General features: G+C 43.7%; 17 protein-coding genes. 10 read left to right on the forward strand and 7 right to left on the reverse strand.

Translation table 11 applies throughout. The annotated features are described in order from the left end of the window. Nucleotides 1-58: 58 nt before the first annotated feature. Nucleotides 59-3,334: a S41 family peptidase gene (locus tag OU792_RS05910; protein ID WP_274669723.1), complete on the reverse strand. Its 3,276-nt coding sequence runs from the start codon at nt 3,332-3,334 to the stop codon at nt 59-61. A gap of 295 nt (nt 3,335-3,629) precedes the next feature. Here OU792_RS05910 and OU792_RS05915 point away from each other — a divergent pair, with 295 nt between their 5' ends. The 7 genes from OU792_RS05915 to OU792_RS05945 all read left to right on the forward strand — a co-directional run bounded on the left by OU792_RS05915 (nt 3,630) and on the right by OU792_RS05945 (nt 15,539). Further along, nucleotides 3,630-7,334 (forward strand): two-component regulator propeller domain-containing protein, encoded by a 3,705-nt coding sequence (locus OU792_RS05915; protein WP_274669724.1) that lies wholly within the window; start codon nt 3,630-3,632, stop codon nt 7,332-7,334. 3 nt (nt 7,335-7,337) lie between these two features. Continuing rightward, the gene (locus OU792_RS05920) at nt 7,338-8,705 is read left to right on the forward strand and encodes an ATP-binding protein (protein ID WP_274669725.1); all 1,368 of its coding nucleotides are present in this window, start codon (nt 7,338-7,340) and stop codon (nt 8,703-8,705) included. 90 nt (nt 8,706-8,795) lie between these two features. Then, nucleotides 8,796-9,182 carry a response regulator gene (locus OU792_RS05925; RefSeq protein WP_026947548.1) on the forward strand — a complete coding sequence of 129 codons (387 nt, stop codon included), beginning with the start codon at nt 8,796-8,798 and terminating at the stop codon, nt 9,180-9,182. A gap of 4 nt (nt 9,183-9,186) precedes the next feature. After that, nucleotides 9,187-10,236: an adenylate/guanylate cyclase domain-containing protein gene (locus tag OU792_RS05930; RefSeq protein WP_274669726.1), complete on the forward strand. Its 1,050-nt coding sequence runs from the start codon at nt 9,187-9,189 to the stop codon at nt 10,234-10,236. A gap of 16 nt (nt 10,237-10,252) precedes the next feature. Further along, nucleotides 10,253-13,864: an amidohydrolase family protein gene (locus OU792_RS05935; RefSeq protein WP_274669727.1), complete on the forward strand. Its 3,612-nt coding sequence runs from the start codon at nt 10,253-10,255 to the stop codon at nt 13,862-13,864. Nucleotides 13,865-14,061: 197 nt separating this feature from the next. Then, nucleotides 14,062-14,958 (forward strand): YitT family protein, encoded by an 897-nt coding sequence (locus OU792_RS05940; protein WP_035483821.1) that lies wholly within the window; start codon nt 14,062-14,064, stop codon nt 14,956-14,958. Continuing rightward, nucleotides 14,955-15,539, forward strand: coding sequence for an HD domain-containing protein (locus tag OU792_RS05945; protein ID WP_026946845.1), 585 nt, complete (start codon nt 14,955-14,957; stop codon nt 15,537-15,539). The genes OU792_RS05940 and OU792_RS05945 overlap by 4 nt, the downstream gene beginning before the upstream one ends. On the opposite strand, the gene OU792_RS05950 is transcribed toward OU792_RS05945, so the two are convergent. From OU792_RS05950 to OU792_RS05975, 6 genes are read right to left on the reverse strand one after another with little or no spacing between them, the layout of a single operon-like run. Continuing rightward, entirely contained in the window at nt 15,536-16,906 is a 1,371-nt protein-coding gene (locus tag OU792_RS05950) for an alkaline phosphatase family protein (RefSeq protein WP_274669728.1), read from the reverse strand. The genes OU792_RS05945 and OU792_RS05950 overlap by 4 nt on opposite strands. Before the next feature lie 2 nt (nt 16,907-16,908). Then, nucleotides 16,909-18,111, reverse strand: a complete 1,203-nt coding sequence (gene eboE / locus OU792_RS05955; protein WP_274669729.1) for a metabolite traffic protein EboE — start codon at nt 18,109-18,111, stop codon at nt 16,909-16,911. Between the two features lie 3 nt (nt 18,112-18,114). After that, nucleotides 18,115-19,263, reverse strand: coding sequence for a 3-dehydroquinate synthase (locus OU792_RS05960; RefSeq protein WP_274669730.1), 1,149 nt, complete (start codon nt 19,261-19,263; stop codon nt 18,115-18,117). Nucleotides 19,264-19,309: 46 nt separating this feature from the next. Then, complete coding sequence (gene eboC / locus OU792_RS05965) at nt 19,310-20,221, reverse strand: UbiA-like protein EboC (protein ID WP_274669731.1); 912 nt, start codon at nt 20,219-20,221, stop codon at nt 19,310-19,312. Between the two features lie 3 nt (nt 20,222-20,224). Next, nucleotides 20,225-21,130 carry a TatD family hydrolase gene (locus tag OU792_RS05970; protein WP_026946840.1) on the reverse strand — a complete coding sequence of 302 codons (906 nt, stop codon included), beginning with the start codon at nt 21,128-21,130 and terminating at the stop codon, nt 20,225-20,227. A 48-nt stretch (nt 21,131-21,178) separates the two neighbouring features. Continuing rightward, nucleotides 21,179-22,066, reverse strand: coding sequence for an EboA domain-containing protein (locus OU792_RS05975; RefSeq protein ID WP_274669732.1), 888 nt, complete (start codon nt 22,064-22,066; stop codon nt 21,179-21,181). Between the two features lie 179 nt (nt 22,067-22,245). Here OU792_RS05975 and OU792_RS05980 point away from each other — a divergent pair, with 179 nt between their 5' ends. From OU792_RS05980 to OU792_RS05990, 3 genes are all read left to right on the forward strand, one after another. Further along, nucleotides 22,246-22,440: a type II toxin-antitoxin system VapB family antitoxin gene (locus OU792_RS05980; RefSeq protein WP_024283841.1), complete on the forward strand. Its 195-nt coding sequence runs from the start codon at nt 22,246-22,248 to the stop codon at nt 22,438-22,440. After that, nucleotides 22,440-22,826, forward strand: a complete 387-nt coding sequence (locus tag OU792_RS05985) for a PIN domain-containing protein (protein ID WP_134199307.1) — start codon at nt 22,440-22,442, stop codon at nt 22,824-22,826. The genes OU792_RS05980 and OU792_RS05985 overlap by 1 nt, the downstream gene beginning before the upstream one ends. A 99-nt stretch (nt 22,827-22,925) precedes the next feature. Beyond that, nucleotides 22,926-24,473 (forward strand): M20/M25/M40 family metallo-hydrolase, encoded by a 1,548-nt coding sequence (locus tag OU792_RS05990; protein WP_274669733.1) that lies wholly within the window; start codon nt 22,926-22,928, stop codon nt 24,471-24,473. Nucleotides 24,474-24,497: the final 24 nt, after the last annotated feature.

The following is a 24,497-nucleotide window of genomic DNA, read 5'->3' on the forward strand; positions in this document are numbered from 1 at the left end:
GAGGCAGCGAAACCAATGATCTCGCTGCCTCGCATAAATTCAATAAATTAGCGGGTTTTTAATCCTTCCCATTTTTAAAACTCAAATCCGGATATGCAGGTGGCGCTGGTACCGAACGCGGATCTTCTTGGATCAACTCTTTCAAATGCTCAATCGCAGCATCCAGCTGAGCATCTTTTCCTTCGAAAGTGGCCTTTGGCAGATTAATCACCTCGATATCAGGAATAAACCCAACTCCTTCGATCAGCCATTCCACATCCTCGCCGTCGTTGGTGTCTCCACCAACGACTCCATAAACCCCATTCATTGGAGCCCGTGCAATGCCATTATCCGAAAGGGTATTCACTCCGGAAAGCCAAACTTCACCTCCCCAGGTCCTAGCTCCGATTGCTTTGCCCAAACCTAATCTTCTGAAGCCTTCGGCAAAAGCCTCTCCATCGGAAGCTGTAAACTCATCCACCAACAGGACCAAATGCCCTCGGAATGCATAATTCATATTCCAGTAGGGCTCTCCTGTTCGGCTCTTCCAGTAGAAGAAAGCCTCACGAATGAGTTTTTCCAAGATAAAAGAATCAATATTTCCTCCTCTATTATGGCGCACATCGATGACCAAGCCTTTCTTCTTAAACTGTGGATAGAAATCCCGGTACCACTGTCCAATGTCACCAGAAGTCATGGCTCGCAAGTGGACATAGCCGATATCTCCATTGGATTTGGCTTCGGTTTCCAATCTCCGGGTATATTCCCAATCGTTGTAGCGGAGATTACTCTCCTGCCGAGAACTCATGGGATAAATGATGTGATCTCCTTTTCCAGCTACTGCTATCCGAACTTGCTTGCCAGCTTTGTCACGAAGCAATACCTGCATATCCTCCACTTCCAATACGGAAGTCCCGTCAATATGCGTGATCACATCACCTTCTTGAATTCCATAAGCAGGATGGCTCAAAGGTGATTTCTCATCAGGATAGTCGGGATCGCTTTGGAAGATGTAATCGATTTTGTAGCCATTATTGGTTTTAGAGAAAAGTCCTCCCAGCATTCCAAACTGAATATTATCATCCCCATCTCGGGTATCTCCTCCTCGTACGGAGGTGTGCAGAACAGAGAGTTCGCCAATCAACTCCCCTATCACATCCGAAAGCTCATTTCGTGTAGTGACCCGATCCACCAGCGGAAGATATTTCTCGTACATTTTGTCCCAGTCTACCCCATGCATGCCTGCGTCGTAGAAATAATCCCGCTCCATGCGCCAAGCATCGGTGTAGATCTGCTTCCAGTCTTCCCGAGGGTCTATGCTGAATTTCCAGCCACTTAGATCCAATCTATTTTTTGATAAATCAGAAACGGGTGAAGTCCCTAATTCCACCAAGAAATGACTGGAGCCTTGACGCAGCAAAGCATATTTGTTATTTGCTGAAACCGCATAGCTGTTGATTTTGTCTGCGAAAACCTTCTGCTCAGCTTTTTCCGAAATCGGAGTCATCATCAAGGCAGGCTCATCATCATTGGATGCCCCGCCGCCATAATAAATACCTGGGCCCGGACCTACTCGATGGTAATACAAAGCCTTATCCGTCACGATCAGATTTTTATAATTTCCAGCTGGCACAGGAACCTCCTGCACTCGCTCCATCAATCCTTCTTCATCAATGGTTACTGTCACTGGACCTTCAGATTTCTTCTCTTCCGCTTTCAGTTCGTTTTTGGGAGTGAAAGGAGAAATCAAGCCCTTCTGCAAAGGAATGTGGTAAATCTTCATCTGCTTTTCCCAGAAAGGCTCTGGCTGTCGCTGCCCCCAAGGACTACCCACTTTGGTTTCGAAGTTCCTGTCAGAGAGGAAATAAATCCAGTTCCCATCTGCACTCCATTGGGGATTGAGGCTGTTGGTCCGGTCAGAAGTCAAGGTAATTCGCTTTTCTGTGCTGGGATTAAAGACAAATAGCTGAGTAAAAGTATTGGAAGCAGCCTGCCCATAGGCTAACCATTGACTATCGGGAGACCAAGTCATGCTACCATGCAAGTCCTCATCTGTGAGATTGGCTTTGACGGCTTTTCCCGTGGAAAGATTACGAATCCAAAGGTCATTATTCAGATCGGTCCAAGCCAACCATTTTCCGTCGGGAGAAGGAGTAAGGTTGAATCGCAACGTGGTACCATTATCCGTCAATTGCTTTCCTTGGTCTAAACCCAAACCGGAATATTGATGGATTTCAAATTCCCCGCTTTCATCTGAAAAGGTCAGAATATCCTTAGAATCAGTAGTGAAAACCGCATCCCGATAGCGAACCCCGTCTTTTCGGCTCAGTCGAAGCATCCGGCCTTCTTTCGCAGGAAAAACAAAAACCCGACCTCGGGCACTCAAGGCCACTTTTTCTCCATCATTGGAAACAGAAATATTGGTGATATAGCTGGCTGGATTATCTACCCAATTTTCCCGCAACTGATCAAAATCAGAAACCAGATTGATCGCGATTTTTTGGGCTTGGCTTTGACCCAAACTCATCTGGTAAAGATCTGCTCCAGCTCGATAAACCAACGTATTTCCTGAAAGAGAATACTCTCTCACATCATAGGATTCTTCCTTCGTGTGCTGCTGAATATCCGAGCCGTCAGGATTCATGGACCAGACATTCTGTATGCCATCCCGGGAAGAAATGAAGTAAACTCTTCCATCATGATATATCGGATGATGATCTTCCCCATCGTAATTCTGTGTGAGTTTGACGGCTTCAGGAGCTCCATCGCTGTATTTCCAGACTTGGCGAGCTGTCCCTCCCTTGTATCGCTTGGTTACATTGTTGTGATAAGTAGGCCGCACAAAAAAGTACGTATCCGATTCCCTGTCAAAGCTCCCCTCAGCTGCCATTTCCAGAGGAAGCATTTCTTTTTCTCTGGAATTCATATCCACCACCACGGTGCGCAATCGTGGCAAGGTGGAGTACTGATTGGTGGTATAGGCCACTTCAGTCGCGGATTTCCAAGCCGTGGGAATAGAAGCGGCAGGTTCGTAAGTCAATCTTTTGGGAAGACCTCCGGAAATCGGCATGACATAGACCTCAGTCGGACCCTCGTAGCTAGCCGCATAAGCGATCCATTGGCCATCGGGAGAGATTTTGGGATCTGACTCGTCTCCTGGGTGAGTGGTCAGGCGGGTAGCCATCCCCCCGGAAAGTGAGGCCTTCCAAATATCTCCCTCGGCTACAAAAACAACCGTGTTTTCATGTACATCGGGATGCATGAAATAGCCTGGAGTGGATTCCTGCAAAGCAGACGCAGGCCTTATAAAAAGCGAAAAGAGCAATAATGCGAGAACTGAAATTTTAAAATTCATAGCTAACTCATTTTGAATTGATTTCAGGAAAAAAGGTAGCTTAAAAATTCCATTTTCATTTATTGATTTACATGAAATACCTGAAGAAATGAATTTCGGGAAATATATCTTCAGTTAGGGGAAGAAAAGGTACAAGTCGCTATTTTTTCTGTCAATGTTTTTGTATTTTCCCAATTATTAAATGTTTTTAAATCTCATAATCAGCAATTTGTATGCGATTTTTTGAAGAATTCACAAATGATAAATTTTCTCTTTTTACTAAACGCCAAAGTCAGGCAAGTATTAAAATCAATCCATGAGATTCAAAAATTTTTTTAGTGAAAAATTGGAAAAAATTCCACTTTTAAAATTCACCCAGTACAGCAAAGTCCTGGTATTTGGAGGACTCTTTATTCTGGTACTTGGTTGCCAATCGGAGTCAAAAAAACCTATCACCAAAACCGACGATCTTGTAAAAGCACCTATTCAAAGACTTTCCGATTTGGAAGAAGGGAATCAGCCAAGGGAGATAAAAGTCTCTTTTAGCAGCCTTCCAAAGTCAAGACTCCGAAATTTCAACAAGCCCAACAATGAAAAAAGGTCTATGCTTCCCATGCTTAGAGATGAGCAAGGGAATCCGATTCTGGACCAAGATTCCAACCCGTTTTTTTTAGGAGAAGGAGGAGTTTCACAGTTCAAAAAATACACCTCGGACGATGGGCTCGCATTGGATGGGGTGAATAGTGCCTTAGTGGACTCACGAGGGCATATTTGGTTTGGAACAAATGGAGGAGGAGCGACTCGATTTGATGGATTGGACTTTTATACCTACACCGAAAATCAAGGCCTCGCCAGTAATATTGTCCGAAGTATGCTGGAGGATTCCAAGGGAAATATTTGGTTTGGAACCGTCGGCAGAGGAATCAGCAAATTCGACGGAAAGACTTTCGAAAACTTCGGCTATGACAAAATAGGCGACGATGTCATCTATTCGATGGTGGAAGACAGGGATGGCAATATCTGGTTTGGGTCTAGTGGAATCGGTGTAATTCGATATGATGGAGAGAGCTTCAGCACTTTGGATCAGTCCGATGGACTGGCCGGAGATGTGGTCATCAGCATGGCCAAAGACTCAGAGGGGAATCTTTGGTTCGGAACGAATGGTGATGGATTGAGCAGGTTTGATGGAAGTACTTTTAAGACTTTTACCACTGAGGACGGCTTACCTAGCGATCGAATAAGGGCAATCTATTCTGATGCGGATGGATTTCTCTGGATAGGAACTTTGGGAGGAGGGATCAGTAAATACGACGGAAAAGCTTTTCAAAACTTCAACAAAGCCGATGGTTTGGCAGGAAACGTTGTCAGAAGTATCATTTCGGATAAAAATGGACAAATCTGGATTGCCACCGAGACAGGTGTAAGTCGGTTTGATGGTGAGCGTTTTATCAGCTACACAACCGAACAAGGTCTGGCTGGCAACAGTGTGCTCGATCTGGCAAAGGATAGTCAAGGGAATCTTTGGTTTTGCACAGATGGAGGAGGTGTCAGCCGATTGGATGGATTGGCTTTTACCAGCTTTACCAATCAACAAGGCTTGGCCGGAAACCTCGTACTTTCTGGCCTTCAGGACAGAGAAGGCAATCACTGGTTTGGCACAGCTGGATGGGGTGTCAGTAAATATGACGGCCAGTCATTTACCACCCTTTCTTCCGAACAAGGAATATCTGGAGATGTGATCCATGCGATTTTGGAAGATAAAACAGACCGGATTTGGCTTGGAACAGGCGGAGATGGTGTGTCGATTATTGAAGGAGATGTGGTGACCATCTTTGACAGTCAATCTGGACTTCCGAGTGATGAGATTTTGTGCCTTACCCAAGACCGAAACGGCTCCATCTGGATGGGAACCTATGATGGGGTGGTTCGGTGGAAAGACGAAACCTTAACTCTTTATACAACTGACCAGGGAATCATCGGAAATGAGGTTCTAGATATCATTGAGGACCAAACCGGAGCGATTTGGTTTGGGGCAGTAGATGGTGGCGTTACTCGCTTTGATGGGGAGAAATTCATCAATTTTTCAATGGATCAAGGCTTGATCGACAATGCCGTTTTGCGATTGACTGAAGATGAGCTCGGCAATATTTGGATAGGTACCGGACATGGCATAAGCGTTTTGTTTGTTGAGGATATCAAAACTTTAAGAGAAAGTCCTGACCATCTTCCCAACTTCTTATCAATCGATACAGAGCAAGGACTTCCTGATAATGTCATTCTTCAAATCACAGATCTACCAGGGCCATCAATCAGCTTGGGAACCAACCAAGGTTTGGCGATTTTTGATTTTGACCCTAAGGCAGACAACCCCCTTCAAAACCTGAATATTTTTAATTCGGAAACGGGCTATCCTGTCAAGGATTTAACTGATGGAGAAAATGCACTACTCCTTGATCGGGATGGAATTCTCTGGGCAGGTACCGGAAGCGTTAAAAATGGTTTGGTTCGCTTTGACCTTTCCCAAAATGAGAGCAATCAAAGTCAACCCAAACTTTTACTGAAACAAATCCGCCTAAATGAGGAAATAATTCCTTGGCAGTCTCTACAAAACGCAGAAAAGGTTTCTCCAGAGCTTCTAGCCACAGACCAACTCATCACTATCAAAAGAAGACTCAATCCCAGTGAAGAGAGTAATCTAAGCCGCAGATTCAAAGGGGTGAGTTTTGAAAGTGTGGATGGATTCTTCCCCATTCCCCAAAAGCTGGTTTTGCCTTATCGCCACAATCAAATCAATATCGAATACGGGACAGATGAATTGTCCAAACCTGACTTAATCGAATATCAATACCGCCTCAATGGCTACGAATCTGAATGGGGACCTGTCCTCAGACGTACCTCTGCTACTTTCGGAAACATTCAAGAAGGCAGCTACAAGTTTGAAGTAAGAGCGAGAATCAAAGGCCCCATCGAAGATGAGTCAGGAGAATGGACTGAGCCGATCAGCTTTTCTTTCACTGTTCTTCCTCCTTGGTACCGCAGCTGGTGGGCCTACACGATTTATACCATTTTATTCTTGTCTTTGATTTATCCCCTTCATTTGTACCAAAGAAACCGGGTGCTGAAAGCAGAAAGAGAAAAAGCCAAAGAACGAGAACTTGCCCATGCTCGGGAAATCGAAAAAGCTTACAAGGACCTCGAGTCTGCACACGAAAACCTCAAATCAACACAATCACAACTGATTCAGGCCGAAAAAATGGCCTCACTTGGGGAGCTCACCGCTGGAATAGCTCATGAGATTCAGAATCCCTTGAATTTTGTCAAAAACTTCTCTGAAGTAAGTCATGAGCTGGTGGAGGAGATGTATGAGGAAATCGAATCTGGGGATTTTGAGGAGGCAAAAATTATCGCCAAAGATGTCAAAGAAAACATGGATCGCATCGCTACACATAGCATGCGAGCCGACGCCATCGTCAAAGCCATGCTCCAACACTCCAAGGCAAGCATGGGCACCAAAGAGCCTGTTGATATCAATATGGTTGCAGATGAATCCATTCGTCTCAGCTACCACGGAATCCGAGCAAAAGAAAAAGATTTCAAAGGTGAATACTATAAGGAGCTTTCTGAAAAGCTGCCCCAGCCAGAAGTGATCAGGCAGGAAATCTCCCGAATTCTGATCAATATGTGTAACAATTCCTTCTATGCAGCCCAAGAAAAAGCCAAGCAGAGTACGGATCCTGACTTTATCCCAAAAGTGAAAATCAGTACGCACAAAGTCAAAAAGGGTATTGAAATTAAAATTTCTGATAACGGAACAGGCATTCCTCAAGACATCATTGGTAAAATATTTCAACCCTTTTTTACTACCAAGCCAACTGGACTCGGAACAGGTTTGGGGCTGTCTCTGAGCTATGATACCATTAAGTCTTATCAAGGTGAAATAAATGTTGAAAGTCAGACGGGTGAGAATTCTAGCACGACTTTTACTATATTTCTTCCAGTAAAACCCAAAAAAACCACCTAGCCTATGAATCTCGGATTCATTCTTTTGATTTTGTTGTACTATCTGCAACGTCCCATGGGACCCATTGAGGTGTCTCAGGAATGGAAGCGTATCATCAAAGGGGGGATGGCTGTTGCGGCAATTTTTTGGATTTTGGCCAACTCAGGACTACCCATTATTTCTCAAATTGCGATTCTGCTAAATATCGGACTAGGGGCATTAATCGTCTACCTTACTATTAGAAATCCCGAGCTGCAGCATAGAAAAGGAATGGTCTACGCATGGTTGCCGATTATGGCAATCTTTTCTATTGAAAGCTTGGCTGAAATGATCAGTCAAAGCTTCCTGGAAAGCCTGGATGGGTACATAGTAAGTGCTAAGTTTTTCGCGATCATTTGGGCCGTTGTGATGTGGGTCAATAATACCAAGCAGCGAAAAGCTCTCGAAAAAGAAAAACAAAAAGCTCTCGAAAAAGAGAAGGAATACAAAATAACCGAGGCTCTCAAAACCCAACTAGAGAAACAAGTAGCCGAACGGACGACCGAACTCACCAAGCAGAAGAATGAACTGGTCAAAGCACTCGACGAACTCAAAGCAGCTCAGGAGCAGTTGATTCACTCTGAGAAAATGGCCTCGCTTGGGGAACTCACTGCAGGTATTGCCCATGAAATCCAAAACCCACTCAACTTCGTCAACAATTTCTCCGATGTCAGCACCGAATTGATCGAAGAAGCAAAAGAAGAATTGGCTTCCGGCAATCAGGAGGAGGCGATTGAAATCTTGAGCGATCTTAAAACCAATCTGGAGAAAATCATGCTCCACGGGAAGCGGGCAGACTCCATCGTCAAAGGAATGCTGCTCCATAGCCGAAGCAGTACGGGACAGAAAGAGCCAACCGATATCAATGAATTAGCTGACGAATATTTGCGGCTTTCTTACCACGGACTTCGAGCCAAAGACAAATCCTTCAATGCGGATTTTAAAATAGAAACCGACGATAGCCTGGAAAAAATAAGCGTAGTCCCAGGAGATGTGGGTCGAGTACTTCTCAACTTGATCAATAATGGGTTTTATGCAGCAGATGAAAAGAAACGTGAACTCAATCAGAAAGGAGTAAATGACTTTCTTCCCTCTGTCATTGTAAAAACTCATGCAACCAATTCTGGAGTAAAAATCACAGTACGAGACAATGGAAAAGGAATTCCTACTTCCATTCAAAATAAAATCTTCCAGCCTTTTTTTACCACCAAGCCTACCGGAAAAGGGACTGGCTTGGGCCTATCCATGAGTTATGACATCATTACCAAAGGCCACAATGGAAGACTTGAAGTAAAAAGTAAGCCCGGTGAGTTTACTGAATTTGAAATATTTATCCCAAAAAATGAATCGTGATGAAATCGAGCATGATTTAGCAATCACACACTGATATGACTATTCCCATGCGAGATTCCATCTGACCTCTAAAAAACAAATTATAAACAGATGAAAATACTCATTGTAGACGACGAAAGAGACGTGGAAATGCTTTTTCGACAGAAATTCAGAAAAGAAGTAAAAAGTGGTCTTCTGGAACTCGCATTTGCTTTTTCAGGTGAAGAAGCTCTCAAAATTCTAGACTCTGAGCATCCACCTAAAGTAGTTTATGTTTTTTCAGACATCAATATGCCAGGAATGAACGGTTTGGAATTATTGAACAATATCAAAAACCAATTCCCAGAAATTCAGGTCAGCATGATTTCTGCCTATGGTGATACGCAGAATTATGAAAAAGCGATGGAATCGGGAGCAAAAGAATTTTTCACCAAACCCATAGATTTTATCACGCTAAAAGCAGAAGTAAACAAGCTGATCGAAAAGCACAATTCTTAAAAAAATGGTCAAAATACTCGTAGTAGATGATGAAGCGGATCTCGAAATTCTGATCAAACAGAAATTTCGAAAACGCATCCGTGAGGGGGAGATGGAGTTTTCATTTGCCCTGAATGGTCGGATTGCGTTAGAGATGCTGGAAGAAAATCCCGATATAGATTTGATTCTCAGCGATATCAATATGCCCGAAATGGATGGACTCACGCTCCTCTCAAAGGTGAAGGAAAAACACTCCTTACTGAAGACCGTCATCATCTCTGCCTACGGAGACATGGAAAATATCCGCACAGCCATGAATTTGGGCGCTTTTGACTTTATCACCAAGCCGGTGGACTTCCGAGATCTGGAAATCACCCTGGAAAAGACTATTCAGTACCGCAATCAGATCAAATCCACTCTAAAAGCACTGCGGGAAAATAATATTTTGAAGATGTATGTGGATGAAACGGTACTGAACTTCATGGGAAACAAAGAGCTGGAATCTAGCTTGATGGAAAATGAAGTGATCGAGGCATCTGTGGCATTTATCGACTTGGTGGCTTTCACCAAGATCTCCGAAAATGAAGAGCCAAATGTCGTGGTAGGTCTATTAAACGACTACTTCGACCTCATGGTCAAGGAGATCATCGAAGAGGCTGGCAGCGTGGATAAGTTTATCGGAGATGCCGTAATGGCCGTTTTTCAGGGGGAGGATCATTTTGCCAGAGCACTACGAGCCAGTTTGGCGATCCGGACGAAAATCAATGAAATGCCTGTTTTTTCGGAAGAAAACAATTTCAAACCCCAGGTCTCCATCGGAATCAACTCTGGCGAAATGGTGTCAGGAAATATTGGATCAAAATCCCTCCGGAGGTTAGATTATACAGTCATTGGGGATGCTGTGAATGTGGCAGCCCGATTGCAAACTGCGGCTAAGCCCGGTGAAATATTAGTATTAGAAAAAAATGCAAGCCCGGTGATGACCGAATTCAGTTTCCGTGAAATCGGAGAGATCAAAATGAAAAATAAAACCCACCCGGTAAAAGTTTTGGAGGTTGTTTCTTCCATTGCTTAATCCTATCCTAATTACTATGAAGCTTATTCTTAACCCAGCCATTTGGACAGCGGCATTGCTGACCATTGGCAGCGCTACAATCCTTTCGCCCGAAAATCAAAAGGGAGCATTACCCTATTCAGGTTTTGTAAATGACAGCACGGCAAAAGACTCTTTAGACTATCCCAAGTTCAAAGAGCTTCCACTGAAACCCGAACGAGAAATCAAATTCAATACCCAAGAAGGCACCTGGATGAGTGTGGACGTTAGTCCGGATGGCAAGACCATCGCCTTTGACCTCATGGGCGATATCTACACCATTCCTATGGAAGGAGGCAAAGCTACTCCCATCACTACAGGAATGGCCTACGAGACTCACCCTCGATTTTCACCGGACGGAAAGAAAATTCTCTTTACCTCCGATCGAGCCGGAAACGATAATCTCTGGTACATCGATACTGAGAAAAAGGATACCGTACAAGTGACGAAGGATAAAACCGGAGACGTACCAGGTGCGGACTGGACTCCGGACGGAGAGTACATTGTCGTAGCCAAGGGCCGTAGAATCACCAAGCTCTGGATGTATCACAAAGATGGAGGTGGAGGTATTCAGCTCAATCCTGAGCCATCTTCTATGAAGACAATCGATCCCTTTGTTAGCTCTGATGGCAAAAAAGTTTACTTTTCTCATCGGACAGGTTCTTGGAATTACAATGCCCTTCTCCCCCAGTACCAAATCGGCACCTATGACCTAGAGGAAGGACACATTACCAGCATTACTTCCCGCTATGGATCTGCCTTTACTCCTACCCTTTCAGATGATGGCAAATGGATGGTCTATGGCTCCCGCTGGGATGATAAGACAGGACTGGTCATTCGAGACCTGGAGTCTGGTGATGAAAAGTGGCTCGCCTACCCCGTGCAGCGAGACGAGCAGGAATCCATTGCGCCACAGGGCGTACTTCCTGCCATGGCTTTCACTCCGGATAGCAAACATGTCATTGCCTCCTATGGAGGAAAGCTTTGGAAGATCCCTGTAGATGGATCTGAAGCAAAGGAAATCCCTTTTGAAGCTGAAGTGAAACTTGCCATGGGACCTCGACTTTATTTCAATTATGAAGTCAAGGACTCGGCCAAACTAGCCACCCAAATCCGGGATGCGGTTCCATCTCCTGACGGGAAAAAACTTGCCTTCACAGTCTTAAACAGATTGTACGTGATGGAATTTCCGGATGGAAAACCTACTCGGGTGAGTGAGCATAATTTTACCGAAGCCATGCCTTCTTGGAGCCCTGATGGCAGTCAATTAGTTTTTACCACTTGGGACGAAAAGGAAGGAGGACATTTGTACAAAGCTTCCTTTGGCCGGAATGGAACTGTTAGTAAACTCACCACTGAAAGTGCTCTCTATATGGGTCCTGTCTGGGGTCCAAATGGAAAAATTGTGGTCTTCAAAGGGGATAAACGCCTCATGGAAGAATCTGAAGGTCCCGGAATCAGCGGTGCAGAGTCTATATTGGCCTGGATACCAGCAGCAGGAGGCTCCCTACGGACGATCAAAGAAGCTAGAAATATCGGTAATGCCCACTTCACCCAAGATACGAGCAGAATCTACCTAAACGGCCCGGGCGGTGCGCTGATGAGTATCAAATGGGACGGTACTGATGAAAAAACCCATGCCAAAATCACAGGAATCACACCTTTCGGTTCGGTATTAGACTCACATGAAAATCACGATCATGAAAGTCTCAATGACTTCCGCTACGTGATGGGTAAGCCTTTTTCCAATGCAGCCGCCCTAAACTACTGCATGCTACCGGAGGGTGCATCAGCGCAAGAACCTCAGATGCGGCCATCCAGCGCCAGCTCCATCTTTATGGCCCCGAAAGGCAATAAAGCGCTCGCGCAAATCAACAATAACGTCTATGTGGTAACTATCCCTCAGGTGGGGAAAACACCAACCATCAATGTAGCCGATCCAAAATCAAGCAGTTTTCCTTCCAGACAACTGACTGAAATCGGCGGGGAGTGGCCTGCTTGGGAGGCTAATGGAGAAAAAATCCACTGGTCCCTTGGCAATGGTCATTGGGTATATGATTTGACCCGAGCCGAAGCTATCGAGGATTCTGTAGCAGCAGCCAAAAAATCCAAAATGCTGGCAGATGCAGACAGTGTATCTACGCTCAAAGCTAAAGGGGAAGAAGCCGTAAAATTGGCAGATTCGCTGGCAAAAGCAGAGAAAAAACGAATTGACTCCCTATTCAAAGCAGATAAGACGCTTGCGAAGGCGGATAGCATTTATAAAGCTGAGCAAAAGGAAAAAGAGAGCTACAAACCTGAGGAATTTCAGGTGAAGGTCTACTTCGATAGAGACATTCCTAAAGGAAAAATCCTTCTGAAAAATGCCCGAATTGTAACCATGAAAGGCGCAGAAGTCATTGAAAATGGGGATATACTCATTGAAGACAACCGAATTTTGGCAGTTGGAAAAACTGGCACTCTTGATTCTTCTGGAGCCGAGGTAATCGATATCACCGGTAAAACTGTCACTCCAGGATTTGTGGACACGCATGCTCACATGTGGCCAACTTGGAATCTTCACAAAAACACGGTATGGATCTACGCGGCCAACCTAGCTTATGGAGTGACTACCACCCGAGATCCTCAGACTGCGACTACCGATGTACTTACCTATGCTGACATGGTCGATGCAGGAATGATTCCGGGGCCAAGAGTATATTCTACAGGACCCGGTGTAGGCTTCTGGATGTACAATCTGAAATCCCTAGAACAGACTAAAAACGTCCTCAAGCAATACTCGAAGTACTACAATACGCAATACATCAAAATGTATCTGGTAGGCAATAGACAACATAGACAATGGGTCATTATGGCTGCCAAAGAGCAGGAGCTGATGCCTACTACTGAGGGAGGATTGGATTATAAGCTGAATATGACACAGCTTTTTGATGGGTACCCCGGACATGAGCATGCCATCCCAATCTACCCACTATACTCGGATGTGACACGAACCATCGCAGAAAGCAAAATGGCCGTCACCCCTACCCTCTTGGTAGCTTATGGAGGGCCTTGGGCAGAAAACTACTTCTACACGACCGAAAGTCCTCTCCACGATCCGAAGCTCAATCGCTTCACTCCTTACACAGAGATGAATTCTAAAGCTAGACGTAGAGTAGGAAGTCTTGGTGGCTGGTTTGCTCCGGAGGATCATGTATTTGAAGATCATGGCAGAGGAATCAATGATATCGTCAAGCAGGGGGGACTTGCGGGGGTAGGGTCTCACGGTCAGCTGCAGGGGCTTGGATATCATTGGGAGCTATGGACTGTGGCAAGCGGTGGTATGAGCAATTTGGATGCATTACGGACTGCTACCATTCTAGGTGCGGAGGCCCTTGGATTAGATCAGGAGTTGGGTAGTATCGAGAAAGGAAAGCTAGCGGACTTAGTGATTCTTTCAGAAAACCCTTTAGAGAACATCCGAAACACCAACACCATCAGCCATGTAGTCAAAAACGGGCGCATTTACGATGGAAATACCTTAGATGAAATCTATCCCAACCCAAGAAAGTTGGATATCAGCTCCTGGACTAAAGAAGCCCCAAAAGTGACTACTTCGCTTCAACATTAATAGATAAAGCCGATCCTAAGGTCCATTTAGGGTCGGCACTTTCTTATATTCAAGCTCTTGAGACCAAAAATAAATAAGATCTTACTTGTTAAACTACTAAATAATTATTTTCTTAAAAGATCAAAAATTTTGATATTGAAGACTTATCTGCAATTATTGCCTTAAATAGTGAAGGTATTTTTAATTAAATCTAAAGGATGAAGCAGTCATCAAAGCAAAAAATAGATTGGGCTTCCATCCTTTCACCACAATCCTTGGTTTACACCATCTGCGGCGTTGCTCTTGCGGCGATAGCCTTAGAAGCATTTATGCTTCCCAATAAATTTTTGGATGGTGGGGTGACTGGTATTGCCATCTTGGCAAATCTAGGTTTTGGGATAAATCTTAACCTACTTTTGGTGGTATTGAATCTTCCATTCCTTTTTATGGCTTGGAAAATGATCGGTAAGACATTCGCTATCCAAAGTGGATTTTCGATATTTCTCCTCACGATTGTTCTTCACTTTTTGGAGGTACCAACCGTTACCGAAGACAAAGTCCTAATAGCTGTTTTCGGAGGTTTTTTAATGGGATTAGGAATTGGGCTGATTATTCGTGGAGGAGGATTAATTGACGGTTTTGAGGTAGTTACAGAGTATTTTCATAAAAATTCTGCCCTTACTGCAAGCGAGATTACTGTCTTCTTGAACTCCTTGATCATGCTATCCGCTGCATTTGTTTTTGGAATTGAGCCCGCCATGTACTCCATACTGACTTATTTCACAGCAATCAAGACAACTGACTACGTTGTTGAGGGCTTTGAGGAGTACACCGCCCTAACAATTATTTCGAAAGAACACGAATTGGTAAAAGAATTGATAGTAAAGGATTTTAAAAAGGCTATCTCCGTTTATAAAGGCGAGCGAGGTTACCTTCCTGACACCTTTCATATCCATCATCCCTGTGATATTATCATGACAGTGGTGACACGGCTAGAGGTTCATCGAATGAAGCTTGCTATTCAAGAAATTGACCCAAAAGCCTTCTTTTATGTCCAAACTATCAAAGAGGTAAAGGGTGGAGTCGTCAAACAAGTGGGAAAAAAGCACGTATGATCGATTTTGAAAAAATAAAGAAACAGATCTATCAGGATATTCTGGATCAGCTTCCCGAATACTTGACCTATCATAATCCTGCCCATACGGAATATGTCATCGAGAAGTCACTTTTTCTGGCTGATGTGGAAAATGTAAACCAGAAAGACAAGGAACTACTTCGACTTGCCGCTCTTTTCCATGATACTGGTTTTATAGAAAATCCAAAAAACCATGAGGAAATCGGATGTGGGATTGCTACGCATTACCTTGGAGAAATCGTTTCTGAGGAAGATTTAAAGAAAATCCATGGGATGATTATGGCAACCAAAATCCCCCAAAGCCCCACCAATCAATTAGAGAAAATTATTGCAGATGCGGATTTGGAATATTTGGGTACGGACGATTTCGAGCGTCAAGGAAGTGCACTTTTTGAAGAGCTCAAACACTTCAATCCTAGTTTTTCAGAGCAGGCTTGGAATGAATTGCAACTGACATTTTTGGAAAAGCATCATTACCATACGGAGTTTTGCAAAAAACATCGAACCCCTAAAAAACAAGAGAACCTGCGATCTGTCAAAAAGACCTTAGGCTTGGTTTAAGACTTAACAGCTTGACAAATCAGATCAAAAACCTCAGTAGGCTTGATTTTTTTAGACTTAACCAACTCTTCCGACCCTACAAATATGGGTTTGTCCTCGTCCTCCTCAGGAATTCGACCATGCGAACCTTTCACAAGTTCCGCTTCCAAAGGAATCACATCCATCAAATACCGGAATCCCAGTTTTTTCTTGAGCACCTTTGAGCCCACTTTCAATAGGGGCAATTTAATTTTCGGATCTAAAAACAATTCCACAGGATCATATCCGGGCTTTCGATGAATATCCACGCATCGTGCATAATCAGGTGCTTTTTCATCATCCAACCAAAAATAATATGTGAACCAGGAGTCAGAATCAGCGACCACTACCAAATCACCTGAGCGATCATGATTTAACCCATATTCCTTTTGAGCCTCCTTGTCCAAAACTTTTTCAATTCCAGGCGTATTTTCCAAGAGGCTTTTTACCTGATCATAGACCGTTTTGTCTTGAATGTGCACGTGAGCGATTTGGTGATCAGCGATGGCAAATGCCTGTGAAGTGCCAGCGTCCAAGGTTTCGAGACCCAATTCATCCTTCACCTGAATCCAGCCTGCCGATCTCAAAAGTCTATTGATATGAATGGGTTGGGAAACATTCGTAATGCCGTATTCTGAGAGAAGAATAACTTCTGTGCCTTGATTTTCGAAATAGGTGATCAAGTCTTTGGCTACCAAATCCACCTCTTCAAGCAGCTTACCGATCTTGTCGAAATCCAAACCATACTTCTGCAGTCCGTAATCAAGATGTGGCAAATAGACTAAGTTGAGGGTAGGCTTATACCAATGATCAACTTTTTTAGCAGCTTTTGCTATCCAATCTGTAGAGGAAATATTGGCATTGGGTCCCCAAAAAGAAAATAAGGGAAACTGACCGAGCTCCTTTTGGAGTCTATCCCGAAGCTCCATCGGTTGGGAATGACAATCAGGGAGTTTTCGTCCATCAGCAGGATAAAGCGGCCGTGGAGTCACAGCGATATCGACTGAAGAGTACATATTGTACCACCAAAACATATTCGCACAGACAAAATCCGGATTTTCGGATTTGAGCTTGTCCCAAATTTTAGGCCCCTGAACTAAACGGTTTGACTGTCTCCAAAATTTAATTTCGCATTCATCCTGAAAATACCATCCATTCCCGACGACTCCATTCTCGGCAGGCATTTTCCCTGTCAAATACACCGATTGAGCGGAACAGGTTACAGCTGGTAAAACAGGCTCGATGATGGCCTTTCGCTTACTTTCTATCCAACTTTTGAGAAAAGGTGTATGCTCGCCAATTACGCGGGTTGAAAGTGCTACGATATTTAGGACGACGGTTTTTTTCATTTTCAAATCAATCTTTCCAATACCCAACTCAACTCACGACTGATTGATTCATCTAGTCTGACTTGCATATCGATAGGCAAAACTTCCCAAGTGTAGGTCTCCACCTCTAAATGCTTGCACAAGGCAGGATTTTGCTTTAAGTATTCCAAAACTTCGACAATTTGGGGTTGAGTGGAAAAGAATTGCCCATATTTTTCAACAAAGAGCGGCACGTGGAAGTGGATTCTCCATTCATTTTCTACCGCGCCATCAAGTTGCTCCAATGCCGCTGGCAAGTCTGAATAGGAAACCAAATCACCATTCATTTTTCTACCCACCACTTGGTGCAGATAGGTGGATTCCGTAAATTCTTCTAATTGATTTCGAATGGCATCTCGGTCCTGCTCCAGCTTGACTTGCAAGGCTGCTGATACTTGTATTTTCCCGACTTTAATCCCTGCTTTCGCAAACTTCTCAAAGGTTACTTCCGGCTTTTCATAAACGATCGCAAAATGGCAGACATCGTAACAAACCTGAATGTAACGGTGAACAAGTTCCTTTGCCCTTTCATTACCAAAGCCATACTGAGACACCAAAAAATCCGCTCCTTTGGTTAGCATCCAATCTTGGAAAAACCAGATCATCTCATCCGAATTCTCTAAAATTCCGTCTGGCTCAGGTTCGATATCCAGGTGTAAATATTTACCAGTCTCTCGTTCAATTTTCTCCAACTCAGCGACCACTTCTGCAAAATTTTGAACAGCAGTTTCCAATGCTGTTTCGGTCGAATTTTTATCTGGAAACCAATACCTATAGGAAACGGGCGAAGTGGAAATCCCTCCTTCTTGACCGCTAGGAAGTAATTCAGCCAGAAGCCTAAAACTCCGAATGGTATATTCTTTCCGTTCCTTAGTCGTCCAGTCGGGCTGATGCACCTTGTCCTTTACAGCTGTATGATGAAAACTTCCGTAAGGAAAACAATTGAGCGTGAAAACATAGGCATTTGCTGACTCAAGCCATTGCTGAAAAGCCTTCAGGTTTTCCGGATTTTGAAGTTCCAAGCTAGCCTCATGAGATAGGCGCAAACCAATTCCAAAAGCTCCTTCCCAACTCAGGTTTTGGCGAACTTGAGGGATATACTTTTTTAGATTTTCGAAAGTCTCTTTCCAGCTTTCTCCGGGATGGATATTGCTACAGTAGCTCAGATGAAAGTCCCAAATATGCATAAATCAATGATTTTTGACTGTTCGGTTTTCCTCTTCTAGTAGTTGGATTGCAGATTGAATAAGATTTTCATCCATTTCGTGCACCTCGACTCCTTTACCAAGCTTCTCCAAAAGCATAATCGTCAACTGACCTCCCAAATGCTCCTGAAACTCCCGTAATCCCTGAATGAGATTTTCACCAGAAAGCTCAGGCTCATAAAGCGAGAAGCCTAAAGTTCGAATCACCCCAAGAACCCTATCCAAATCCTCCTTGCTGATCCATCCCAATAGGTGGGAATAACATGAATCCAAGGCAATCCCAATGGCGACAGCCTCTCCATGCCTAACACGATACTGGCTGAGATGCTCGAGCTTATGGGCCGCCCAATGCCCAAAGTCCAAGGGCCGAGAAGAACCGAATTCAAAAGGATCCTTTCCTGCAATATGGTCCATATGCATCTGCGCACACCGAATGATTTGAGCTTTCATCGGTTCCATTTCTCTTTTGGAAAGGGCTAATGCTTGCTTTTCCAGCCATTCGAAAAAACTCAAATCTTTAATCAATGCGACCTTCAAAGCCTCGGAGATTCCAGCTCGCCAGTCTCGATCATCGAGCGTCTTCAAGAAATTAAAGTCATTTAAGACGGCCACAGGAGTGGTGAAAGTACCGAGGTAATTCTTCTTTCCGAAGTAGTTGATGCTGTTTTTGACCCCTACCCCAGAGTCATTCTGAGAAAGTACAGTCGTCGGGACACGAACCAATCGGATCCCACGATGCGAAATAGCAGCTGCAAATCCAACCATATCCAATACTGCCCCCCCTCCAATAGCGACAATATAAGAATGACGGTCAATCCCGTAATCATTGGTTGCTTTGACTACTTGCTGATAAACATCGGGATCATTTTTGCATGTCTCTCCCCCAGGCACAATCAATGGCTCCGCGCAAAGGAAAAACCGATCCTGAAGATGAGCTGCATAGGACTTAATATTTGAAACCAAATCTGGGAAAGCTTCAGTCACTCCACTATCTATCACAAAAAAGGTTTTGACTGACTTTCCTTTTTCAAAAACATCTACCAAGATTGGATTTTCCAAAGAAAAGAGGTCTTCAGTAAAGCATACGGGATACTGAAACGAAACCGAGAAGGACTGCTGCAAAATGGTATTCATACAGGGATAATAGGTCTGTGCAAGCGAAAGTTTCGAAAAGGCATAATTAGGTGACTGCGAAAGCTTTGGCTAGTCCCAAAGATAAGGGCAAAAGTGCAAGAATCACGAGCCCAATCTCCCAGCCTTCAAAGGCCACAGCGAGGGAAGCATTCACAATAATCAATGAAATAACGGCAGCTTTGACGGATTTTCCGATAAATTGAGGTGATTGGGTCCGAATAGCTCTGATAAGCGGTGGAAAAATCATGTAGGAAAGTAAAGCCAAAAATGGAATGACCTGCCAAAAATCACTTGTTTGAATTTTTGCTGCAAAAAAGATTGCCAATACAATCAAGGAATACATCCCAAATCCACCAAAAAGAGCTTTTCGGTTTTTACCGTGTACCTCCCCTCTACTGACCATGGTAATGGCTGCTACGTAGACCAGCGGCAAAAGACCAATCGGCCAAATTTTGCTTAAAACTTCAGGCGCTACCGCCACGCCAAGTAGCAAGTTCCCAGCCCGACAAAGTCCCATATTGATCGGTCCAAAGAAATTTTGATGCTTACCCCAATAGTCATACAGCAAGGCGCAAAAAACCACAGAAATTGCTAAAATTCCTGCTAAATGGTTTACTTTAAAGGCAGCTAAGACTCCTCCTAAAAGTAGCAATGAGGACATCAGAATCGCTCCGTTTTTTGATGCTCTTCCACTCGGAATTGGCCTTTCGGGTCGCTCTATGGCATCCAAGTCAGCATCAGCAATATCATTGAAAGCTACACCACCTGCATAAAGCCCGATGGTACTCAAAGAAAGCCAAAGCAAATTTTGCCAAAAATCCCCCGACCCTTGTTCCCAATTTGTCATCAAGTAGGACCAGCCCCCGGCAATGGCAAAACCTGCCCAAATATCCGCAATAGCTGTCACCACATTGGCTGGACGCGTGAGTTGGAGATAGGCGAATAGCTTGCTTGCCATGAATCAGTTCTCTACCCGATCAGACGGACCCTCTACTCTTGGAACTTGTCCTCCCCGAAGTACAGAATTACCACCCATTTTCTTGGTCTGATCGATCGGTGGAGCCTTCAACCAATCATCTTCGTGCATTTGCCCAGAAAGTGAAAATGCAGCAAGTGCATTTTTATAAGTGACCATCTGCACATGCTCTTCAGGAATTCCCATTTTTCGCATCAGATCGGCAGTTTTGGGCACTGCCAAAGGATCAGATATCCCCCAATCTGCAGCAGAATTGACGATGATTCGTTCAGGTCCATACTGCTTGACGATTTCTACCATTCGCTCCGAACCCATCTTGGTGTGCGGGTAAATGGTAAAGCCTGCCCAATACCCTCGGTCGAGAACTTCTTTGACAGTCTCTTCATTATTGTGATCGACGATAATCCATCCCGGATCCATCCCATGCTCCTCTGCCACATCCATAGAACGGTAGGTTCCCTTTTTCTTATCCCGGTGGGGCGTATGTATCAATACTGGCAAATCCACTTCTTTGGCTAATTCGAGTTGCTCCCGATAGAACCTATCCTCAGCTTCTGTCTGATCGTCATATCCGATTTCACCGATTGCCACCACTCCTTCCTTCCCCACATAAAGTGGCAAAAGCTCCATCACTTGCTCAGCCAAGGGAATATTATTGGCCTCCTTAGAATTTAAGCCCATCGTACAATAATGTACAATCCCAAATTGACTGGCTCTGAATCGCTCCCATCCCACGAGGGTGCTGAAATAATCCTTGAAACTTCCTACCTCCGTCCTGGGCTGTCCGAGCCAAAAAGCCGGCTCAATGGTAGCAACTATTCCTGCCTTTTGCATGGCTTCATAGTCATCAGTGGTACGGGAAACTAAGTGGATATGCGGATCTATGTACATGGTTGAAAAGGTTTTGGTATCTAAGTGATTTATTATTTGGATCTGAAATCAAGCACTTTTATCCTGAAATTCTCTGCCTATTGCCTCCCAGTCATATTTTCCGGAAGTAACTTTTCCCATAAGAACCGGGTATGCTTGAAGAAGGGAACTAGACTCTTCCGAATCACTCTCAGCCAAGGCTAGGGCTCCAGCAATTTGCTCTAGTTGATCATCAGAATTCAAGGTTCTCTCAAGATCAGCAAGATATCGTTCATTGATAAATGGAACTACCAGCCGCCAAAGTTCCGGCATCACATTTCGACCTGCTGCCCATCGCTCATGAGCAAAATCAGAAGCAATCTCAGCAAGCGCTGAATTTCTTCGCTCTTCCAGTCCTTGAATTTGGTAAAGAGGCCGCTGCATGAAAATCGCCTTCAATACCATTTGATTCCAATTAAGCTCGGGGAAATTCTTTCTCGGGAAGGGATTATTCAAAGCAATCGCGTCGAAGACCAAAGTCATATTGGTTCGGCAACCATCTATTGCTCTTGGCAAAAGTTCATTTTGAAAAGGCAATAATGGAAGCGCTGCATAAAGTGCCGCTTGCTCATACAAATCCCCTGTTTCAAAAAGCTGATTAACTGCTTTCAACCAATCTTCCTGGTCCAAATTAAGATGGAATAACAAGTAGGTCCTTGCAGTTTGTAAGGAATTCCAATGACTAGGATCAAATCCTTCTACTAGATGCTCAGCCTTGTTTTTTTCCGCATTGCTCAGTTTGAGCGGATCTTTTGAAAAAAACCTTGATGCCTGTGAAAAAGCCAAAAAAAAGCCGGTAGGACTGGAGGCATCCTTAATTTTTGAAACTTTTTGCTCTAGCCAATCCAGAGATTTCTGTTCAGCGCTGCTCTCAAGTAGTCCAAGAAGGAATAATGAGTATTCCTGATTTTGCTTCATGATCATTTTGGGCTTTTGACAAGGTAAATAAACTCAATCAAAAATTAATTTGCACCCAATTTGGGAAGAGTGGAAAAGAAAAACCCAATACTTGAGCAAAGTCAGGAATTTTAAATTTTCGTGACTTTAAAATTTTCAATATCTTACATAAAAATTTATGCACAAATACACCATTATTTATGCGAACTACCATTGATATCCCTGAGGAATTATTGAAGGAGGTGATGAAAATCACAGGGGCAAGTACCAAAAGTCAGGCTGTGAAGTTAGTATTGGAAGAAAAAATCGCTCAAAATAAGCGCAAAAGATTGATTTCTATGAAAGGCACCATAGACTTGGATCTTGATTTAGATATAAGCAGAGATCGAAAATAATGTCTATCCAAAAAATATTAGTTGACTCTTCCGTTTGGATTGACTTTTTCAAATATTCAAGGACTAGCCCTTTGGAAGTATATCTCCAAGAAGATATTGTTGTCACTAATGACATCATTCTAACCGAATTAATTCCGAAACTTCATCACGAAAAAAGAACAGAAATAATAGAGGGTTTAGATGCTCTTGAGAAGGTCAAATTAGATATAGATTGGGAGGTGATTAGACATCTTCAAAAATTAAATCTGAAGAGTGGGATCAATAAAGTAGGAATTCCTGATTTAATTATCGTCAATCAGGTAATCGAAGAAAATTTGACCCTCTATTCGAAGGATAAGCATTTTAGACTGATGCAAGCAATTTTGAAATTTGAATTGATTTTTTAACCTGTTGAATTTTACTTTTTCAATTCCCAATTAAATCCACCAACGGTTCCGCCTATTTTAAGTCTTTCCTATATTTTTATTTTCTAAACAAATTCTATTATGAGAAAATGCCACCTCATAGGGATTGGGTTGATGTTGTTTATCAGCACACAAATAAAAGCCCAAGATCCTGTCATTGAAAACATCATCAAAGAAGCTGAAGAAAACTCTCAGCTGAGATATCTCGGCCATGAATTATTGGATGGGATCGGTCCACGATTAGTGGGTTCGCCCCAAATGCAAAAGGCCCACGATTGGGCAGTAGCACAATTTGAAGAATGGGGCATAGAGGGGAAAAATGAGCAATGGGGAGAATGGCGCGGCTGGGAGCGTGGGATTACCCACATCGATATGGTAGAACCATGGGTGCGATCTCTATCAGGAACTCAACTCGCATGGAGCCCTCCAAGTCCCGAGGGTGGTGCAACAGGTGAGGTAATCGTCATTCCAAGACTAGAAGAGGGACAATCCTTTGAAGACTGGTTGCCCAATGTAAAAGGTAAATATGTGATGATTTCTACTCCAGAAGTTTCCGGACGACCTGACTACAACTGGGAAGAATGGGCCACAGAGGAATCTTTTTCCAAGATGAAAGAAGAAAGAGGTGAAATGCAGGCTGATTGGGAAATGCGAATCAGTCAGACAGGTCATGGACGGAGAGAGCTTCCCGTAGTATTAGAAGAAGCCGGCGCCTTGGGAGTAATCACTTCATACTGGTCCAAAGGATTTGGTGCTAATAAAATATTCTCAGCTTACACGAAAAAAGTACCTACCATAGACCTATCTCTTGAAGATTATGGGCTATTATTCAGACTAGCCGAAAACGGCAAGAAACCCAAAATCCACCTAAATGCTCAATCAAGAGAAACAGGCGTGCAACCTACCTTCAATACTTTTGGTGAAATAAGAGGAACCGAAAAACCTGAAGAGTATGTCATGTTATCAGCTCACTTTGATTCTTGGGACGGAGCGACCGGTGCTACGGACAATGGTACCGGAGTCATCACTATGATGGAAGTGATGCGAATTCTAAAGAAGGTCTATCCTAATCCGAAACGGACTATTCTAGTTGGTCTTTGGGGCTCAGAAGAACAAGGCTTAAACGGATCAAGAGCTTTCGTGGAAGATCATCCGGAAACGCTGGATAAAATTCAGGTGCTCTTTAATCAGGATAATGGAACCGGTAGAATTGCCCGACTTTCTGGACAGGGTTTTGTGGACAGCTATGAATACCTTGGCAGATGGATGGCGGAAGTACCAAGGGAAATCACTCGCGAAATTGAAACTACTTTCCCTGGGAACCCAGGTGGTGGGGGTTCAGATTATGCCTCTTTCGTGGCTGCAGGCGTTCCCGCTTTCTCGCTTAGTTCGCTTAGCTGGTCCTATTTCAATTATACTTGGCATACGAATCTGGACACTTATGATAAGATCGTGTTTGAGGAAGTAAAAAACAATGCCATCATGACCGCAATCTTGGTTTACATGGCTTGCGAAGAACCGGAATTAGTTTCCAGAAAACGTAGAGTTCCTATCAATCAAAGAAGCGGTCAGCCGTCATTTTGGCCAGTTCCGCGATCTCCAAACCGAAAAGGAATGATAGATAATTAATTGATAAGCTCTGGCTACTTTGCC

The sequence above is a fragment of the Algoriphagus sp. NF genome, from assembly GCF_028823735.1.
Lineage (GTDB): Bacteria > Bacteroidota > Bacteroidia > Cytophagales > Cyclobacteriaceae > Algoriphagus > Algoriphagus marincola.

What these genes read in the sequence shown, in the direction of transcription:
- eboE (WP_274669729.1), bottom strand. Translation starts at nt 18,111, where the DNA reads ATGCATATTTGGGACTTTCATCTGAGCTACTGTAGCAATATCCATCCC.
- OU792_RS05990 (WP_274669733.1), top strand. Translation starts at nt 22,926, where the DNA reads ATGAGAAAATGCCACCTCATAGGGATTGGGTTGATGTTGTTTATCAGC.
- OU792_RS05920 (WP_274669725.1), top strand. Translation starts at nt 7,338, where the DNA reads ATGAATCTCGGATTCATTCTTTTGATTTTGTTGTACTATCTGCAACGT.
- OU792_RS05945 (WP_026946845.1), top strand. Translation starts at nt 14,955, where the DNA reads ATGATCGATTTTGAAAAAATAAAGAAACAGATCTATCAGGATATTCTG.
- eboC (WP_274669731.1), bottom strand. Translation starts at nt 20,221, where the DNA reads ATGGCAAGCAAGCTATTCGCCTATCTCCAACTCACGCGTCCAGCCAAT.
- OU792_RS05940 (WP_035483821.1), top strand. Translation starts at nt 14,062, where the DNA reads ATGAAGCAGTCATCAAAGCAAAAAATAGATTGGGCTTCCATCCTTTCA.
- OU792_RS05910 (WP_274669723.1), bottom strand. Translation starts at nt 3,334, where the DNA reads ATGAATTTTAAAATTTCAGTTCTCGCATTATTGCTCTTTTCGCTTTTT.
- OU792_RS05980 (WP_024283841.1), top strand. Translation starts at nt 22,246, where the DNA reads ATGCGAACTACCATTGATATCCCTGAGGAATTATTGAAGGAGGTGATG.
- OU792_RS05935 (WP_274669727.1), top strand. Translation starts at nt 10,253, where the DNA reads ATGAAGCTTATTCTTAACCCAGCCATTTGGACAGCGGCATTGCTGACC.
- OU792_RS05950 (WP_274669728.1), bottom strand. Translation starts at nt 16,906, where the DNA reads ATGAAAAAAACCGTCGTCCTAAATATCGTAGCACTTTCAACCCGCGTA.
- OU792_RS05985 (WP_134199307.1), top strand. Translation starts at nt 22,440, where the DNA reads ATGTCTATCCAAAAAATATTAGTTGACTCTTCCGTTTGGATTGACTTT.
- OU792_RS05960 (WP_274669730.1), bottom strand. Translation starts at nt 19,263, where the DNA reads ATGAATACCATTTTGCAGCAGTCCTTCTCGGTTTCGTTTCAGTATCCC.
- OU792_RS05925 (WP_026947548.1), top strand. Translation starts at nt 8,796, where the DNA reads ATGAAAATACTCATTGTAGACGACGAAAGAGACGTGGAAATGCTTTTT.
- OU792_RS05915 (WP_274669724.1), top strand. Translation starts at nt 3,630, where the DNA reads ATGAGATTCAAAAATTTTTTTAGTGAAAAATTGGAAAAAATTCCACTT.
- OU792_RS05930 (WP_274669726.1), top strand. Translation starts at nt 9,187, where the DNA reads ATGGTCAAAATACTCGTAGTAGATGATGAAGCGGATCTCGAAATTCTG.
- OU792_RS05975 (WP_274669732.1), bottom strand. Translation starts at nt 22,066, where the DNA reads ATGAAGCAAAATCAGGAATACTCATTATTCCTTCTTGGACTACTTGAG.
- OU792_RS05970 (WP_026946840.1), bottom strand. Translation starts at nt 21,130, where the DNA reads ATGTACATAGATCCGCATATCCACTTAGTTTCCCGTACCACTGATGAC.